General features: G+C 68.1%; 15 protein-coding genes and 1 tRNA gene. 5 read left to right on the forward strand and 11 right to left on the reverse strand.

Annotated features, from left to right (window positions below):
- Positions 1 to 2: 2 nt before the first annotated feature.
- The gene (polA, locus tag ACXJJ3_RS05230; RefSeq protein ID WP_458171859.1) at positions 3 to 2705 is read right to left on the reverse strand and encodes a DNA polymerase I; all 2703 of its coding nucleotides are present in this window, start codon (positions 2703 to 2705) and stop codon (positions 3 to 5) included.
- A gap of 74 nt (positions 2706 to 2779) precedes the next feature.
- Between polA and ACXJJ3_RS05235 the strand changes: the two genes are divergently transcribed.
- Entirely contained in the window at positions 2780 to 3196 is a 417-nt protein-coding gene (locus ACXJJ3_RS05235; protein ID WP_458168796.1) for a hotdog fold thioesterase, read from the forward strand.
- 36 nt (positions 3197 to 3232) lie between these two features.
- On the opposite strand, the gene ACXJJ3_RS05240 is transcribed toward ACXJJ3_RS05235, so the two are convergent.
- The gene (locus ACXJJ3_RS05240; RefSeq protein WP_458168797.1) at positions 3233 to 3808 is read right to left on the reverse strand and encodes an N-acetyltransferase family protein; all 576 of its coding nucleotides are present in this window, start codon (positions 3806 to 3808) and stop codon (positions 3233 to 3235) included.
- A gap of 115 nt (positions 3809 to 3923) precedes the next feature.
- Here ACXJJ3_RS05240 and ACXJJ3_RS05245 point away from each other — a divergent pair, with 115 nt between their 5' ends.
- Entirely contained in the window at positions 3924 to 4664 is a 741-nt protein-coding gene (locus tag ACXJJ3_RS05245) for a DUF554 domain-containing protein (protein ID WP_458168798.1), read from the forward strand.
- Positions 4665 to 4681: 17 nt separating this feature from the next.
- Here ACXJJ3_RS05245 and ACXJJ3_RS05250 read toward each other — a convergent pair whose 3' ends face one another.
- The 7 genes from ACXJJ3_RS05250 to ACXJJ3_RS05280 all read right to left on the reverse strand — a co-directional run bounded on the left by ACXJJ3_RS05250 (position 4682) and on the right by ACXJJ3_RS05280 (position 12245).
- Complete coding sequence (locus tag ACXJJ3_RS05250) at positions 4682 to 5398, reverse strand: ABC transporter ATP-binding protein (RefSeq protein WP_458168799.1); 717 nt, start codon at positions 5396 to 5398, stop codon at positions 4682 to 4684.
- Positions 5398 to 6387, reverse strand: a complete 990-nt coding sequence (locus ACXJJ3_RS05255; RefSeq protein WP_458168800.1) for an ABC transporter ATP-binding protein — start codon at positions 6385 to 6387, stop codon at positions 5398 to 5400. The genes ACXJJ3_RS05250 and ACXJJ3_RS05255 overlap by 1 nt, the downstream gene beginning before the upstream one ends.
- The gene (locus ACXJJ3_RS05260) at positions 6384 to 8099 is read right to left on the reverse strand and encodes a branched-chain amino acid ABC transporter permease (protein WP_458168801.1); all 1716 of its coding nucleotides are present in this window, start codon (positions 8097 to 8099) and stop codon (positions 6384 to 6386) included. The genes ACXJJ3_RS05255 and ACXJJ3_RS05260 overlap by 4 nt, the downstream gene beginning before the upstream one ends.
- The gene (locus ACXJJ3_RS05265) at positions 8096 to 9412 is read right to left on the reverse strand and encodes a branched-chain amino acid ABC transporter permease (RefSeq protein WP_458168802.1); all 1317 of its coding nucleotides are present in this window, start codon (positions 9410 to 9412) and stop codon (positions 8096 to 8098) included. Before ACXJJ3_RS05265 ends, ACXJJ3_RS05260 begins: the two co-directional genes overlap by 4 nt.
- 84 nt (positions 9413 to 9496) lie before the next feature.
- Positions 9497 to 10726 carry a branched-chain amino acid ABC transporter substrate-binding protein gene (locus ACXJJ3_RS05270; protein WP_458168803.1) on the reverse strand — a complete coding sequence of 410 codons (1230 nt, stop codon included), beginning with the start codon at positions 10724 to 10726 and terminating at the stop codon, positions 9497 to 9499.
- Positions 10727 to 11075: 349 nt separating this feature from the next.
- Entirely contained in the window at positions 11076 to 11663 is a 588-nt protein-coding gene (locus tag ACXJJ3_RS05275) for an ANTAR domain-containing response regulator (RefSeq protein WP_141862072.1), read from the reverse strand.
- A gap of 15 nt (positions 11664 to 11678) precedes the next feature.
- Positions 11679 to 12245, reverse strand: coding sequence for a transcriptional regulator (locus ACXJJ3_RS05280; protein ID WP_458168804.1), 567 nt, complete (start codon positions 12243 to 12245; stop codon positions 11679 to 11681).
- 200 nt (positions 12246 to 12445) lie between these two features.
- Between ACXJJ3_RS05280 and ACXJJ3_RS05285 the strand changes: the two genes are divergently transcribed.
- From ACXJJ3_RS05285 to ACXJJ3_RS05295, 3 genes are all read left to right on the forward strand, one after another.
- A tRNA-Leu gene (locus tag ACXJJ3_RS05285) sits at positions 12446 to 12519 on the forward strand.
- Between the two features lie 35 nt (positions 12520 to 12554).
- Positions 12555 to 12845 carry a helix-turn-helix domain-containing protein gene (locus tag ACXJJ3_RS05290; protein WP_458168805.1) on the forward strand — a complete coding sequence of 97 codons (291 nt, stop codon included), beginning with the start codon at positions 12555 to 12557 and terminating at the stop codon, positions 12843 to 12845.
- A 248-nt stretch (positions 12846 to 13093) separates the two neighbouring features.
- Positions 13094 to 13249: a hypothetical protein gene (locus ACXJJ3_RS05295; protein ID WP_458168806.1), complete on the forward strand. Its 156-nt coding sequence runs from the start codon at positions 13094 to 13096 to the stop codon at positions 13247 to 13249.
- Between the two features lie 331 nt (positions 13250 to 13580).
- Here the strand turns inward: ACXJJ3_RS05295 and pyk are convergent, their stop codons facing one another.
- The gene (gene pyk, locus ACXJJ3_RS05300) at positions 13581 to 15032 is read right to left on the reverse strand and encodes a pyruvate kinase (protein ID WP_458168807.1); all 1452 of its coding nucleotides are present in this window, start codon (positions 15030 to 15032) and stop codon (positions 13581 to 13583) included.
- Between the two features lie 99 nt (positions 15033 to 15131).
- On the reverse strand, positions 15132 to 16682 hold the full coding sequence (locus tag ACXJJ3_RS05305) for a metallophosphoesterase family protein (protein ID WP_458168808.1): 1551 nt from the start codon (positions 16680 to 16682) through the stop codon (positions 15132 to 15134).
- Positions 16683 to 16706: the final 24 nt, after the last annotated feature.

A 16706-nucleotide genomic window follows, 5' to 3' on the forward strand; every position in this document is an offset into this window, starting at 1 on the left:
GCTCAGTGCGCGGCCTCGTGCCAGGTGCGGCCGACGCCGACCGAGACGTCCAGCGGGACGGCCATGTCGACGGCGTGGCCCATGTCGTGGCGGACCAGCTCCTCGAGCGCCTCGCGCTCGCCCGGGGCGATCTCGAAGACGAGTTCGTCGTGGACCTGGAGCAGCATCCGCGACTTCAGGCCGGACCCGCGCAGTGACGCGTCGACCTTGAGCATCGCCATCTTGATCACGTCCGCGGCCGAGCCCTGGATCGGCGCGTTCAGCGCCATCCGCTCGGCCATCTCGCGCCGCTGCCGGTTGTCGCTGGTCAGGTCCGGCAGGTACCGCCGGCGGCCCAGGATCGTCTCGGTGTACCCGGTCTTGCCGGCGTCGATCACGATCGACCGCAGGTAGTCCCGGACCCCGCCGAAGCCCTCGAAGTACTCGTCCATCAGGCCCTTGGCCTCGTCGACGCCGATCTTCAGCTGCTGGCTCAAACCGTACGCCGACAGGCCGTAGGCGAGGCCGTAGTTCATCGCCTTGATCTTGGCCCGCTGCTCCTGCGTGACGTCGCCCGGCTCGACCGAGAACACCCGGGACGCGGTCACCGAGTGGAAGTCCATCCCGGAGTTGAACGCGTCGATCAGGCCCTGGTCCTTCGACACGTGCGCCATGATCCGCATCTCGATCTGGCTGTAGTCGGCCGACATCAGCGACTCGTTGCCCTCGCCGACCACGAACGCCTGCCGGATCCGGCGGCCCTCCTCGGTCCGGATCGGGATGTTCTGCAGGTTCGGCTCGGTGGAGCTGAGCCGGCCGGTCGCCGCGATCGTCTGGTTGAACGTGGTGTGGATCCGGCCGTCGCGCGGGCTGATCGTCTTCAGCAGGCCCTCGACGGTCTGCCGCAGCCGGGTCGCGTCCCGGTGCGCCAGCAGGTACGCCAGGAACGGGTGCTCGGTCTTCTCGTACAGCGCCTGCAGCGAGTCCGCGTCCGTGGTGTACCCGGTCTTGGTGCGCTTGGTCTTCGGCATCTGCAGCTCGTCGAACAGCACCACCTGCAGCTGCTTCGGCGACCCGAGGTTGATCTCCTTGCCGATCACCTCGTACGCCGCCGTGGCCGCCTCCCGGACGCCGGTCGCGAACCGCTCCTCGAGCTGCTCCAGGTACGGCCGGTCGACCGCGATCCCGTCCCGCTCCATCGCCGCGATCACCTGGATCAGCGGCAGCTCGACGTCGGCGAGCAGCGCCGTACCGGCCTGCTTCTCGAGCTCGGCGTCCAGCGTGTCGGCGAGGTCAGCGATCGCGCGGGCGCGCAGCATCGTGTGGTCCGCGGCCGGGCCACCCTCGACGTCGTCGAAGCTCAGCTGCCCGTTGTCGGCCTCCTCGTTGCGCAGCTCGCGCTTGAGGTACCGCACGGTCAGGTCGGCGAGGTCGTACGCGCGCTGGTCCGGGCGGACGAGGTACGCGCTCAGCTGCGTGTCGGAGCTCAGCCCGCCGAGCGTCCAGCCGCGCTCCAGGAAGCCGAGCAGCGGACCGTTCACGTCGTGCAGCGCCTTCGGCAGGGCCGGGTCCGCGAGCCAGGCCTTCCAGGCCTCCTCGTCGTCGGCGGTCAGCGCCTCCGGGTCGAACCAGGACGCGGCGCCGGTCGTGTTCGCCAGCGCGAGCCCGGTGATCTGCCCGGTGCCGCCGCCCCAGCTGCCCTGCACCGCGACGCCGACCCGCTCGCCGCCGCTGACGTGTTCCTTCAGCCAGGCCGCCAGCTCGCCGGGCTTCAGCTGCACGCCGTCCAGCTCGAAGCCGTGGTCGACGGTCGCGTCGACCTCCTCGTGCTCGGCCACCAGCCGCTCGCGCAGCACCCGGAACTCCAGGCTGTCGAACAGCGTGTGCACCTTGTCCCGGTCCCAGGCGACCCGGGCCAGGTCGTCCACCGAGACGTCCAGGGTCAGGTCCCGGACCAGTTCGTTGATCTGCCGGTTCCGGATCACGTCGGCGAGGTGCTCGCGCAGCGAGTCGCCGGCCTTGCCCTTGATCTCGTTCACCCGGTCGATCAGGTCGTTCAGCGAACCGAACTGGTTCAGCCACTTGGCAGCCGTCTTCGGGCCGACGCCCGGGACGCCGGGCAGGTTGTCGCTCTGCTCCCCCACCAGCGCGGCGAGGTCGGAGTACATCCGCGGCCCGACGCCGTACTTCTCCTCGATCGCGGCCGGGTCCATCCGGGCGATCTCGGAGACGCCACGCTTCGGGTACAGCACCGTGACGTTCTCGTTGATCAGCTGGAAGGAGTCCCGGTCGCCGCTGCTGATCAGCACCTCGAAGCCCTGCTCGTCGGCCTGCGTCGCGAGCGTGGCCAGGATGTCGTCGGCCTCCCAGCCGTCGACCTCCGTGGTCGGGATCCGGAGCGCCTCCAGCACCTCCTTGACCAGCGAGATCTGGCCCTTGAACTCGTCCGGCGACTTCGACCGGCCGGCCTTGTACTCCGCGTACTGCTCGGTGCGGAAGGTCTTGCGGGACACGTCGAACGCGACGCAGACATGGGTGGGCTGCTCGTCGCGGAGCATGTTGATCAGCATCGAGGTGAACCCGTACACCGCGTTGGTGTGCTGCCCGGTGGTGGTGGAGAAGTTCTCCACCGGGAGCGCGTAGAACGCCCGGTACGCCAGCGAGTGCCCGTCCAGCAGCAGGATCCGCGGTCGCCCGGTGCCCGGGGTCGCGGGGTCCTTGGTCATCGTCGAGGTGTTCGTTTCTGGAGCCACATACCGACTCTAGTGGGTCCCACGGACAGTTCTGACACACTGCTGCCGTGACAGATGAATCGAATCTCGGACCGGGCATGAGCCTGGAGGGCACCCTCCTCCAGACGATGGGAATCGTTGTCAGCGAGGCGACGGCCGACCGGGTGGTCGCGACCATGCCGGTCAAGGGCAACACGCAGCCGTACGGCCTGCTGCACGGCGGCGCGTCCTGCGTCCTGGCCGAAAGCCTCGGCTCGATCGGCTCCGCGCTGCACGCCGCGACGTACGGGAAGGTCGCGGTCGGCGTCGACATCAACGCCACCCACCACCGGGCGGTCCGCGACGGACTCGTCACCGGCGTGGCGACACCGGTCTACCTCGGCCGGACGACGACGTCGTACGAGGTCGTCATCACCGACGACCGGGACAAGCGGGTGTGTACGGCGCGGATCACTTGCCAGCTGATTCAGAGTCCCCGCGAGTAGGTGGCGCGCAGCAGGCGCCGCCTGCTCGCGGGGACTCTAAGGCTCCGCCCGGGAGCTGACCGCGCGACGGGCGAAGGCCGTCCGGCGCGAGGAGAGCAGGGCGAGCAGGTTCGGCGCGTGCTCGGCGGCGAGCCGGCGGCGGACGGTCAGCGTGTTCGCGAACCGCAGTACGCCGGCCTGGCCGAGACCGAGGCGGGCCAGGAACCGGTTCGCCTCGCGGGCGATCGCGGGCGCGACCACGGCCAGGTGCGCGCAGCTCTCATGCTCGGCCCAGGCGACCGCCTCGGCGATCAGCGCCCGGCCGAGACCGTGCCGGCGGGCGGCGTCGGAGACGTGCAGGTACTCGACGGTGACCGTGGTGTCGTCGTGCAGCGGGCTGATCGCGGTCCGGCGCAGGTACGCCATGCCGTGCACCTCGCCGTCCAGCTCGACCACCAACAGCCGGCCGGCCGGATCGCCGAGATGTTTGCTGACGGCAACCTCCGCGGCGGCCGTGGAGGGCGGCGCGGGCAACCGGGACGGCAGCCCGGCGGCGGTGCCGAGCTCGCGCCACAACGTGACCAGGGCACCCGCGTCCCCCGGCTGCGCGTCCCTCACCTCGACGGCTGCCACCACAGCGACCTCCCGGTCCGGTCCACCCCCGAGGTGAACAGACGGGCCGATACGCTCGTCCTCGCGCAACAGTAGGCCCTCGCGAGGCACCTGCAAAGTCGGGTAGGAGACCAGGTTGTTCATCGGAATCGGGACCGTCGTGAACGTCGCGACGGTGCTCGTCGGTTCGGTACTCGGCGTGCTCGTCGGCCACCGGCTCAGTCACCGGACCAGGGACCTGGTCACCGACGCGATCGGGCTGGTCACGCTGCTGATCGCGATCTCGTCGGCGCTCACCGTCGGTGACAAGGCGCTCAGCGACGCGGTCGGTTCCAGCGCGCCGGTGCTGATCGTGCTCGGCGCGATGCTGATCGGCGGGATCATCGGCTCGCTGCTGCGGATCGAGCAGCGGCTGGAGGGGTTCGGCGCCTGGATGCAGCACCGGTTCGACCGCGGTGAGGGCGAGGGCAAGTTCGTCGAAGGGTTCGTGTCCGCGTCGATGGTGTTCTGCGTCGGGCCGCTGACGTTCCTCGGTTCTTTGTCCGACGGCCTGGGGCGCGGCGCGGATCAGCTGTTCCTGAAGGCGGTTCTCGACGGTTTCACCAGCATCGCCTTCGCGGCGTCCTTCGGCTGGGGCGTCGCCGCGTCGGCACTCGTCGTCCTCGTGGTGCAAGGCTCGATGACCGCTGTCGGAGCGTTGCTGGGCGACGTACTGCCGGAGGCTCACGTCACCGCGCTCGGTGCCACCGGCGGCGTGATGCTCATCGGTGTGGCGCTCAGATTGCTGAAAATCAAGCAGGTCGCGGTCGCCGACCTGTTGCCCGCGCTGATCGTCGCCCCGCTGCTGGTCCAGTTGCTGATTGCCATCCGCAACTGAACCAGCAGTGACGAGCGTCAGTCCTCGCCCAGATAGGCCTTCCGGACCGAGTCGTTCACCAGCAGGTCGCGCCCGGTGCCGGACAGCACGATCTTCCCGACCTCGAGCACGTACCCGAAGTCGGCGCGCTTCAGCGCCGCCTGCGCGTTCTGCTCGACCAGCAGGATCGTCGTACCCTGCTTCTGCAGCTCGGTCACCGTGGACATGATCCGCTTCATCATCAGCGGCGACAGGCCCATCGACGGCTCGTCCAGCATCAGCAGCTTCGGCCGGCTCATCATCGCCCGGCCCATCGCCAGCATCTGCTGCTCACCGCCCGAGAACGTCCCGGCCGGCTGCTTGCGCCGCTCCCCGAGGATCGGGAACAGGTCGTACGCCGCCTGCAGATCGGTGCGCACCCCCGCCGGATCCTTGCGGGAGAACGCGCCCAGCATCAGGTTCTCCTCGACCGACAGCCGCGGAAAGATCCGCCGCCCCTCGGGCGAGTGCGCCAGGCCGCGGGTGACGATGTCGTGCGCCGCCACGTGGTCGATCCGCTCGCCGGAGAACCAGACCTCGCCGGACGTCGGCCGGAGCAGCCCCGAGATCGTCTTCAGCGTGGTGGTCTTGCCGGCGCCGTTGGTGCCGATCAGCGACACCACCTGCCCCTGCTCCACGCTGAAGCTGATCTTCTTCACCGCAACGATCTTGCCGTAGGCAACTTCCAGGTCCTTGACCTCGAGCATGGCGGCCATCAGACCTCACCTCCCGGTACGTCGTCCTGCGGCCTGGAGTCGGCCTCGTCGTCGTCCTCGCCGGTGCCGATGTAGGCCTCGATCACCCGCGGGTCGGACTGCACCTCGGCGGGCGTGCCCTCGATCAGGGCCTGGCCCTGGACCAGGCAGAGCACCCGGTCGCAGAGGTTGAAGATGAACCGCATGTCGTGCTCGATCACCACCACCGCGAGACCGGCGTCCCGGATCTTGAAGATCAGGTCGCTGGCCTGCCGGGTCTCCTGCGGGTTCATACCGGCCGTCGGCTCGTCCAGCAGGATGAGCTTCGGGTCGGTGGCCAGCGCCCGGGCGATCTCGAGCCGGCGCTGGTCGCCGTACGGCATGTTCCGGGCCAGGCTCTCGGCGGACTTGCCGAGTCCGACGAAGTCCAGCAGCTCCTGGGCCCGCAGCCGGGTGGCTGCCTCCTCGTGCCGGAACTTCGGCCCGTGGATCACCGACGTGAACGCGCCCGCGCTGGTCCGGCAGTACCGGCCGACCATCACGTTCTCCAGCGCGGTCATGTTCGCGAACAGCCGGATGTTCTGGAACGTCCGCGCCATCCCGGCCCGGACGACCGCCCGCGGCTTCGGCGGCAGCGGCGCCAGCACACCCGGCACCGGCGCGGTCAGGCCGGGGTTCTCCTCGAGCAGCGGCACATCCTCGATCTCGTGGCCGCCGATCGCGTTCCGGCGCAGCACCGGCAGGAACCGCATCGGCTTGCGCTTCTGCGGCGGCGAGGCGGCGAACCGGACCTGGCCGCTGGTCGGCTTGTAGAGGCCGGTCAGGCAGTTGAAGAACGTCGTCTTGCCGGCGCCGTTCGGGCCGATCAGACCGACGATCTCGCCCTGCCGGACGCTCAGGTTGACGTCGTTCACGGCCAGCAGACCGCCGAACCGCATCGTCACACCGGTTGCCTCGAGCACCGTTTCGCCGGTCGCCGCCGGCCGGTCCACGTCCTGCACGGTGGTCATTTCGCCTCCCCGGTGACGAGCTGTTCCTCTTCGGCCACGTCGGCCAGTTCCTCGTCCTCCTCGTGGAACTCCAGCTGCCTTCGTCTGCTCGCGACCAGCCCCTCGGGCCGGAAGCGCATCATCAGCACCAGCAGCAGGCCGAACATCAGCAGCCGGTACTCCTGGAAGAACCGCAGCTTCTCCGGCAGCAGCTTCAGGATCGTTGCGCCCAGCAACACACCGGCGATGGTGCCCATGCCGCCGAGCACGATCGCGGCCAGCAGGAACGCCGACTCGAGGAACTGGTACTGGTCCGGGCTCACCGCGGCGTCCTGGTGGGCCTTGATGGTGCCCGCCAGACCGGCCAGGAAGGCCCCGACCGCGAACGCGAGCAGCTTCAGCCCGAACACGTTCACGCCCATCGCCTCGGCGGCCTTCTCGTCCTCCCGGATCGCCACCCAGCCGCGGCCGATCCGGCTGTTGTTCAGCCGGGCGAAGACCAGGATCACGAATCCGATCAGGACCAGCAGCAGGAAGTAGTAGTTCGAGAAGCGGCCGAGATCGATCCCGGCCACGACATGGCCGTCACCGAAGTTGAACCCGCCGATCTTCAGGTCCGGAATACCCGGTACGCCGTTCGGCCCGTTGGTCAGGTTCGGGCCGTTGTTGCCGTCCAGGTTGCCCATCGAGAACCGGAAGATCTCACCGAAGCCGAGCGTGACGATCGCCAGGTAGTCGCCGGACACCCGCAGCGTCGGCGTACCGATGATGAGTCCCAGGATCATCGAGACACAGGCACCGATCAGCACCACGACCAGGAACGGCGGCTTCCAGTTGACCGTCGCGAACGCCGACTGCGACAGCACCGCGGCCGTGTACGAACCGGCGCCGAGGAACGCGATGTACCCGAGGTCCAGCAGGCCGGCCAGGCCGACCACGATGTTCAGGCCCATCGCGGTGGCGCTGAAGATCAGCACCTGGTTCGCGATCGACATGTTCGCGTCCGACCCGTTCTGGGTGAACGGGAACAGGAACGCGACCACGAACGCGGCCAGCGTCAGCACCCGCTTGCGGCGCTGCGCGACGTGCCCGATCCACGACATCGCCCCGGAGCGGAACAGCGTCACCGCGACGACCGCGACGAACACCAGGCACAGGATGAACGACCAGGCGTCCTCCAGGCCGAGCGCGTACGCCGCGGCGTACAGGATCGAACCCATCAGTACCGCGATCGACAGGATTTCGAACCAGCCCGGCAGCCGCGCCTCGCTCATGTCCCGCAGTTGCCGCAACGGCAGCATCCAGCCGGACGCCGCGAGCAGCAGCGCGCCGATCAGCGAGATCCAACCACCCGGGTTCACGTTGATCAGACCGCCGGCCTGGGTGGTGATCGCGATCACGATCAGCACCATGTAGAGCGCCAGCCCGGTACCGAGCATCCGCAGGCCGAGCGTCGCGTCCAGCCAGGAGCCCAGCTTCAGCAGCGGGCCCTTCTCCGCGAGCAGCAGGACGAGCGACAGCACCGCGCCCAGGATCGCGAGGATCTGCAGGCCGCCCGGATTGAAGTTGAGCGACAGGTTGTTCAGGATCTGGCCGTTGTAGCTCCAGGACAGGAACGAGCCGACGATCACCAGCGCCGCGCCGGCGATCCCCATCGGCCAGGCGATCGGCTTGCCGGGCTTCGCGACCGGAGCCTGCGCCGCCTCGTCCGGAGACGTCTTCACGTCGGTCATGCCCGGTCCACCACCCTCGCGCCGAGCAGGCCCTGCGGCCTGAACACCAGAACCAGAATCAGGATCACGAACGCCCAGACATCCTTCCAGGTACTACCGCCGAACTGACCCGGGATGTACTGCGTGGCCATCGCCTCGACCACGCCGAGCACCAGACCGCCGACGACCGCGCCGTACACGTTGCCGATACCGCCCAGCACCGCGGCGGTGAACGCCTTCAGACCGGCCAGGAAGCCCATCCGGAAGTCGATGTTGTTGTTCTGCAGACCCTGCGAGACACCCGCGATCGCCGCGAGCACCGCACCGAGGGCGAACGCGACCACGATGATCCGGTCCACGTTGATCCCCATCAGCCGGGCGGTGTCCGGGTCCTGCGAGACCGCCTGCATACCGCGGCCGAGCCGGGTCCGGTTGATGAAGAACCACAGCAGTACGGCGCAGACCACGAGCGCCGCGACCGTGAAGATCGCCGACCGCTGGACGGTCACCCCGCCGATCTGCAGCGCCTTGCCGGTCACCACGTCGAGCTGCGGGAACGGGATCCGTGCCTTCGCGCTCGGCCACTCGACCTTGTTGATGAGCTCCTTGAACAGCACCCACCCGAGCTCCGCGGCGACCGCGGCCACCACGGCGCTGACCGCCACGGCGCGGACGTCGACCCGGACCCGGGCGTTCGCCTTCGTGGCCTCGCCGACCGCCATGCCGATCCCCGTACCCACGACCGCACCGCCGACGACGGCCGCCGCGACGTACACCGCGGTCACGTCGGTGCTGATCAGCAGGACGACGATCCAGGCCAGCACGGCACCGGCCGCGCCACCGAGCAGCGGGGCTCGGTCGTACCACTTGCTGACCGGGTTGTCGAGATGCGCGCCGGACTGCCGGCGGCTGACCGCGTAGCCGGCCGCGATCGCGAGCCCGCCGAACACCACAACGGTCCAGCCCGGACGTTCGTAGAACAGCCGGATGAACTCCTGCAGGAACACGGAGATACCGATCGCCGTGATCAGCGGTGCGAGTCGTGGCGCGTTCCGCAGGGGACGGTACGCGACACGCTCCATCAGCACCGCGGTACTGACCGACGCGATCATCGCGCCGACGATCATCACCGGCAGGATCCACACGCTGGTCTGACCGTTGAAGAACAACAGGTACGTCGTCAGCGCGCCGAACGCGCCGATCATGAACACCTCGCCGTGGGCGAAGTTGATGAGCTGCACGATGCCGTACACGACCGTGTATCCGACCGCGATCAGGGCGTACAGCGAGCCCAAGGTCAACCCGTTGACGAGTTGCTGGAAGAACTGGTCCACGTCGACCTCCCATCTGCCTCGGTTGTGACATGCCAGGGGGGTGGGAGGATCACTCCCACCCCCCAGACATGAGGTCGACCCTGCTTACTTGTCCTCGAACGCCTTGGTCTCGACCGTCGTCCACTTGCCGGCGGCAACCTTGTAGACGGTCAGCACCTTCGAAGTGGTGTCGCCGTACTGGTCGAACGCCACCTTCCCGGTGACGCCGTCGAAGGAGACCTTGCTCATGGCATCGACCGTCGCCTGACGCGCGGACTCGACGTCCTTGGCGTCCTTCAGCGAGACCTTCAGCGCGTCGATGATCGCGTTCGCCGCGTCGTAGGAGTAGCCGCCGTACGCCGCGTACGGCTCCTTGAAGCCGGCCGCGTTGTAGTCCGAGACGAACTTCTTCGCCGAGTCCAGCGAGTCCACCGGGGCGCCGACCGAGGTGGCCAGGTCGCCGTCGCTGGTCTTACCGGCCAGCGTGATGTACTTCGGGTCGTAGATGCCGTCGCCGCCCATCAGCGGGACGTTCAGGCCGGCGGCCTTCGCCTGCTGCGACAGCGGGCCGGCCTGCGGGTACTCGCCGCCGTAGTAGATGGCCTGCGGGTTCGACGGCTTGATCGCGGTCAGCGCCGCCTGGTAGTTCGAGTCGTCCGGGTTGATGGTCTGGGCCGCGACGACCTGACCGCCGAGCTTCTTGAACTCCTCGGTGAAGGTGCCGACCAGGCCCTGGCCGTACGCCTTCTTGTCGTGGATCGTGGCGACCTTGGTGATCTTCGCGGTCTCGTACAGGTACCGGGCCGCGAACGGGCCCTGGACCGCGTCCGTGGTGCAGGTCCGGAAGTACGTCGCATACGGCCGCTTCGGGTCGGTCTGCCAGTTCGCGCCCTGGGTCAGGCCCGGGCCGGTGTTGGCCGGCGAGACCTGGACGATCTTCGCCGAGGACAGGACCGGCTGGACCTGCTGGCTGACGCTGGTGTTCAGCGTGCCGACGACGCCGATGACGTCCTTGTCGCTGGACAGCGCGGTGGCCGCGTTCTTGCCCGGGTCCGGCTTCGCCTCGTCGTCCTTCGGCACGACCTCGAGCTTCCAGCCCGGGATCGCGTTGGAGTCGTTGGCCTGCTTCACGGCCAGCTCGACGGAGTGCTGGATACCCAGACCCAGGGCCGACAAGTCTCCGGACAGCGGCGCGATCACGCCGATCTTCGCGGTCTTGGTCGAGCCTCCGGAGCTCCCCCCAGAGTCGTTGCCACTGCGTGAGCCGCAGGCGGTCAGGGCCAACGACGCAACGATCAGCGACGCGCCGACCCGTACTACGGAACGCTGGTGCACTGTTCCTCCAATGTCTGGATAGTCCCAGCAAACCCGGGACTCTCGCGCATTTGCCGCGAGCACCGGCAGGTTAGACCCGGTCATGGTTCCAAGCGAACAGCGCACCGGCTGTGTTGTGAGGTCGTTACCCCGGTAAGCATCGTCCACCCACCTGGATACTGACCCCGCAGGTGTGTCAGTGACGTAGGGTCAGCAGCCGGGTTGCCTCGGTGAGATTCGGGGCCTGTCAATCTGGGCGACCGCCACGGTTCGTCACTTTTGCGCCGCCGGGTTCACCTCACGGTCACGACACGCCGGTATTACGAGCCTCCGACGGCCCGATTGTGCTCACGCCGTCCTCAGGCCGTCCTCAGGCGTCGCCGGCCTCGTTGACCACCAGTTCGGCGACCTGGCGCATCGAGACCCGCTTGTCCATCGCGGTCTTCTGGATCCACCGGAACGAGTCCGGCTCGGACAGCCCGAACTTGGTCTGCAGGATCGACTTCGCCCGGTCCACCAGCTTCCGGGTCTCCAGCCGCTCGGCCAGATCCGCGACCTCCCGCTCCAGCTCCGCGAGCTCGACGTACCGGGAGGCGGCGATCTCGATCGCGGGCAGCAGGTCGGCCTTCGAGAACGGCTTCACCAGGTACGCCATCGCGCCCGCGTCCCGGGCCCGCTCGACCAGCTCCCGCTGCGAGAACGCGGTCAGCATCAGCACGGGCGCGATCCGCTCCCCCGCGATCTTCTCCGCCGCGCTCAACCCGTCCAGCTTCGGCATCTTCACGTCGAGAATCACCAGATCCGGCCGCTGCTCGATCGCCAGCCGAATGGCCTCCTCGCCGTCCCCCGCCTGCCCGACGACGTCGTACCCCTCTTCCGCGAGCATCTCAGCCAGATCCATCCGGATCAGCGCCTCGTCCTCGGCGATCACCACACGCTTAGCAGTCACACCCGACACCCTATCGACCCCAAGTCACGACTTCGGCCCGACAAACAGATCCAACGCCGCAACCGCCTCCCTCCGACTCACCGCGATCGTGTCGTACCGAGACTGCCGCCAAGCGATGCCGAGCAGATCGAGCGCCTCGGTGAGTATGTTCCGGATGTCGCCGGACTTGTTCGAGAACTGATACCGCAGGTAGTGGGACCGCTGCTCACTCCCCGGCCTGCTCGCCCAGTTCGTGACCCTGCACCCGTCCGAGTGGAACAACCCACGGAGCAACTGTTCGGGGTACCGGGCAACAATCTCGCGCTGCCAGTCCTCCAGCTCGATCGTCCGCAGATGCTTCCTCCCCGGCCCGTGCTGCGGAAACACACAAGGCCAGTGCTTCCACCGAGCCTCGATCCGGATCGCCCCGCGGCCACCCCGCAGGCACGGGCCGGCGTTCGGCTTCACCCGCTTGATCGTCTCCGCGATCTCCTGGTTGAGGTCGGAGTACCGCTCGTCGTTGACGATCTGCAGCGTGAAGACCCCGCGCCGCGCCCGCGCGATCGATCCGTCCCCCAGATACCACCCCAACAACAACGCGTACGCCGCCACGTCCGGATCGTCCGCAGCGCCACCCCGTGGATCTGCGCATTCACACGGTCGGGCACGCCGTCGTCGGACATCCGCAACGCGGACTCCACCGTCTCCCGCGACCTGAAGTGAGCCATGAGACATGCTCACGTGAACCACCGACAGTTTTCGGATTGAGCAGGCGGATGGGCTAGGATCTTCAAGCGCGCATCGAGCGCAAAGCCCTGGTATTCCAACCGGCAGAGAAGATGGTCTCAAACACCATACAGTGTGGGTTCGAATCCCACCCAGGGCACAAAAACTGCCGGTGACGCTCGCGAAACTCGGCTCGTGTACGACGAGCGGACGCGGGCGACCGCACTCGCGGCGATCGAGTCCGGCGAGAGTCTGAACTCGGTCAGCAAGCGGCTCGGGATCAGCCGGGCCGCGCTTCGGGAATGGCGAGACCGGCCTGCTCCTCCGGAGCGGGCGCGCGAATGCCCGCGGTGCGGGACGGGCTCCCTCGACGGGCCGGCGTACGTACATCTGCTGGGGCTGTATCTCGGGGACGGCTGCCTGTCGAAGCACCGGCGGGAGGTGTACGCGCTGCGGATCGCGTGTGACGATGCCTACCGCGGCTGATCGACGAGGCGGAGTACGTCGTACGCGCCGTCCAGTACTGGAAGCACTGGCGGTGCCTGTTCCCGCAGCACGGCCCGGGCCGGAAGCATCTCCGCAAGATCGAACTGGAGCGCTGGCAGCAAGACCTAGTTGCCCAGTACCCCGAACTGTTCCTCCGCGGCCTCTTCAACTCCGACGGCTGCCGCGTCGCGAACTGGACCACCCGAACAGTCGCCGGCCACCCCAAACGCTACGAATACCCGCGCTACATGTTCTCGAACGAGTCCCCCGACATCATGCACCTCTGCCAACAAGCCCTCGACCAACTAAACGTCCCCTGGCGAATGCCCCGTCCGAACGTGCTCTCCGTCGCCCGCCACGGAGCCGTCAAGCGCATGGACACGTTCATCGGCCCGAAGGACTAGACAACTTCTTCGACGAGCGAGGACAGACCACGGCTGACCTGCAATAGAACATCCGCCCACCGCATATCTCCGCACCTGTCCCGCTCAGCGCCCGAGGCCTCCCCTGTCGTGCGCCCCGCCGACCGGCACTCGATCGCCTGAGCCAGCAACTTCCCTCAGCCGTCCTTGTTCTTTCTTGTTCTCTGTCCTGCTGCGGCGCTTGACTGCCCGAGCCAGCCACTTCTCTGAAGTTGTCTTTGTTGTTCTTGCTCTTGTTCTTGCCGTGGAAGTGGTTGAGGCGGGCGGTCTGGTGACCGTCCGCCTCAAGTAGTACTTCTGTTGTTGGTCGTTCTTACGGGTTGGGGCTGCGGTATGCCGGGGCTATGCCTTCGATGGCGTCGCCCATGCGGTGGACTCGGAGGGCGTTGGTGGAGCCGGGGATGCTGGGTGGGGAGCCGGCGACGATGACTACCAGGTCGCCCTTTTGGAGGATGCCGAGTTCGAGGAGGCGTTGGTCTACCTGGCGGACCATTTCGTCGGTGTGTTCGACGGTGGGGACGATGTGGGTGGTGATGCCCCACACGACGCTCAGCCAGGAGCTGACCGACGGGACCGGGGTGAACGCGAGCAGCGGGACCTCGGTGCGGTAGCGGGCCAGGCGGAGGGCGGTGTCACCGGACTGGGTGAACGCGATCAGGTACTTCGCGTCCAGCCGCTCGGCCACGTCGGCGGCCGCGCGGGCGATCACGCCGCCCTTGGTCTTCGGCTCCCACTCGATCTCCTGGACGCGGCTGAGGCCGTGTTCCTCGGTGGACTCCACGATCCGGGCCATCGTCTTGACGGTCTCGATCGGGAACCGGCCGACGCTGGTCTCGCCGGACAGCATCACCGCGTCGGCGCCGTCGAGGACGGCGTTCGCGACGTCGGAGGCCTCGGCGCGGGTCGGCCGCGGGGCGGAGATCATCGACTCGAGCATCTGGGTGGCGACGATCACCGGCTTCGCGTTCAGCCGGGCCTGGTCGATGATCAGCTTCTGGACCAGCGGGACCTCTTCGAGCGGGAGCTCCACGCCGAGGTCGCCGCGGGCCACCATGAACCCGTCGAAGGCCTCGACGATCTCGTCCAGGTTGGCGACCGCCTGCGGCTTCTCGATCTTGGCGACGACCGGGAGCCGCAGCCCCTCCTCGTCCATGATCTTGTGCACCAGCTGGATGTCGGCGGCGTCCCGGACGAACGACAGCGCGATCATGTCGGCGGGCAGGTGCAGCGCCCAGCGGAGGTCCTCGGCGTCCTTCTCGGACAGCGCCGGCACGCTCACCGACACGCCCGGCAGGTTGATGCCCTTGTGGTTGGAGACCGGTCCGCCGACGGTGACCCGGCAGATCACGTCGGTCTCGGTGACCTCCTCGGCGACCAGCGCGATCCGGCCGTCGTCGATCAGCAGCTGGTCGCCGGGGTTCACGTCGCCCGGCAGGCCGTCGTACGTCGTCCCGCAGATGGTCTGGTCGCCCGGCACCTCCCGGGTGGTGATCGTGAACCGCTCGCCGTAGGTCAGCGTTGCCTTGCCCTCGGCGAACTCGGCCAGCCGGATCTTCGGGCCCTGCAGGTCGACGAGGATGCCGACGTTGTTCCCGGTCTCCGCAGCGGCGGTTCTGATCCGCTGGTAGATCCGTTCGTGCTCGGCATGGGCACCGTGGCTCAGGTTGAGCCTGGCGACGTCCATACCGGCTTGGACGAGTTCCATGATGCGCTCCGGGGCGGCCGTAGCCGGGCCGAGCGTACAAACGATCTTTGCGCGACGCACGTCACAAAACCCTACTCCTGCAAACCACTGCCCCCGCTGGTCCGCCCCCCTTACTGGCCAGTTAACAACTGGCGAACTCCTCGACGGATCGCTGAATCGTCAAGAGGACAAGGGGGTGTAGGCCCCGACGGTGACGTCGCCGGTGAGCTCGGCGGTGACCGTCTGGAGGCCGACCGGCTCGCCTTTCAGGTACGTGATCAGCGTGACCTCGCCCGGCCGCCGCAGCGTGTACCCGAGCGCGAAGGCGTACGCCGCTCCCCCGGTCGTGCCGTTCGTGTACGTCGTCACCGGCCGCCCGTCGACGACCTTGGTCTCCGGCCCGACCTGCCGGTGCAGGTGCCCGGACAGCAGCAGCGTGGCGCACCCGCGTTCGGCGGTCGCGGCGAACGAGGACGGGTCGTGCACCACCATCGTCGAGATCCGCTTGTCCTCCGGCTGCGCGCAGGCGATGTCGGCGAGCCGCTTGGACTGGTGGTCGACGGTCTCGTCACCGGGCTGGTCCGCGCTGCCGAGGCCGGTCTTGGTCGGGTCGCTGTCGCCGAGGAAGCGGATCCCGTCGACCACGACCGGCTTGCTCTCCAGCACGGTGAAGCCGCTCTTGCGGTACGCCTCCTTGACGTGCCCGCCGGCGTCGTGGTTCCCGGCCACCGCGACGACCTTGAAGTCCTTGAAGTGCTGGCGCAGCGAGTTGATGCTGAACACCTCCCACTCCTGTCCGGAGGAGGTGTCATCGCCGGCGTCGATCAGCAGCTTGGACCCGGCGACCCTGGCGACCTCGGCCGCGAACGGGTCCATCCCGATGTTGTCGTGCCGGTCGTTGACCTGGATCGCGACGGTCTCGTCCTTGCTCGGCTGGTGGATCTTGTCCGCGACCCCGCCGACCTTGTCCTTCAGCTGCCCGTAGAACTGGGTCGACCGCTGGTACGTCTCGACCGCGGTCTTGATCACCCCGACGCCGCCGGTGGTGGAGAACCCGGCCGCCACCTGGACGCCCTGGAGCTGGTCGTCGAGGTCGAGCTGCGGGAGCAGTTGCGCGAGCGAGACCCACTGGGTCGGCGGCGCCTCCACCCGGCGCATCCGGCCGGGCCCGAAGATCGACGCGATCGTGATCAGCATCGCGACCAGGACGACGATCGCGCGGTGCTCGACCCGCCGTTCGTGCCGGTGCACGAGGTGCCACAGCTCGCGGCGCCGTCGTACGCCGATCATCGTCCACAGGGTCGCGATCAGTACGACGACCAGGAAACCGGTGCCTGCTCCGGCCAGCGCGTCGTCGACCGCCATCTCCTGCACGGTCTGCTGGATCTTGGCGATCTCACCCTCGGGCTGGGCGGCGATCAGGGCGTCCCGGTTGATCAGGTCGGTGAGACTCGAGGCGTCCGTCTCCTGGACGTCGATGTAGACGCCGATCCCGAACGGGTCGCTGCTGGCGATCCGGAACCGCGGCAGCACCGCGCCGAGGTCGACGGTCGCGTGCCCGTCGAACGTCGGCGACACGACCGCCGCGTGGGCGCCGATCGTGACCCGCTCGGAGTCGTTCACGAACGCGAACAGCCCGACCACGACCGACGTCGCCACGAAGAGCACGCTCAACGCGGCCCAGGGCGCCATCGCCCGGAGCCGCGCTTTCGTCACCAGCCGCCTGACCACGGTCACCAACCTACCGAGAAGCCC

This window comes from Kribbella sp. WER1 (assembly GCF_054189145.1).

Coding starts and splice junctions, on each gene's coding strand:
- ACXJJ3_RS05250 (WP_458168799.1), bottom strand. CDS start 5,398: ATGGCCGCCATGCTCGAGGTCAAGGACCTGGAAGTTGCCTACGGCAAG.
- ACXJJ3_RS05260 (WP_458168801.1), bottom strand. CDS start 8,099: ATGACCGACGTGAAGACGTCTCCGGACGAGGCGGCGCAGGCTCCGGTC.
- polA (WP_458171859.1), bottom strand. CDS start 2,705: ATGACCAAGGACCCCGCGACCCCGGGCACCGGGCGACCGCGGATCCTG.
- ACXJJ3_RS05295 (WP_458168806.1), top strand. CDS start 13,094: ATGTTCTCGAACGAGTCCCCCGACATCATGCACCTCTGCCAACAAGCC.
- ACXJJ3_RS05255 (WP_458168800.1), bottom strand. CDS start 6,387: ATGACCACCGTGCAGGACGTGGACCGGCCGGCGGCGACCGGCGAAACG.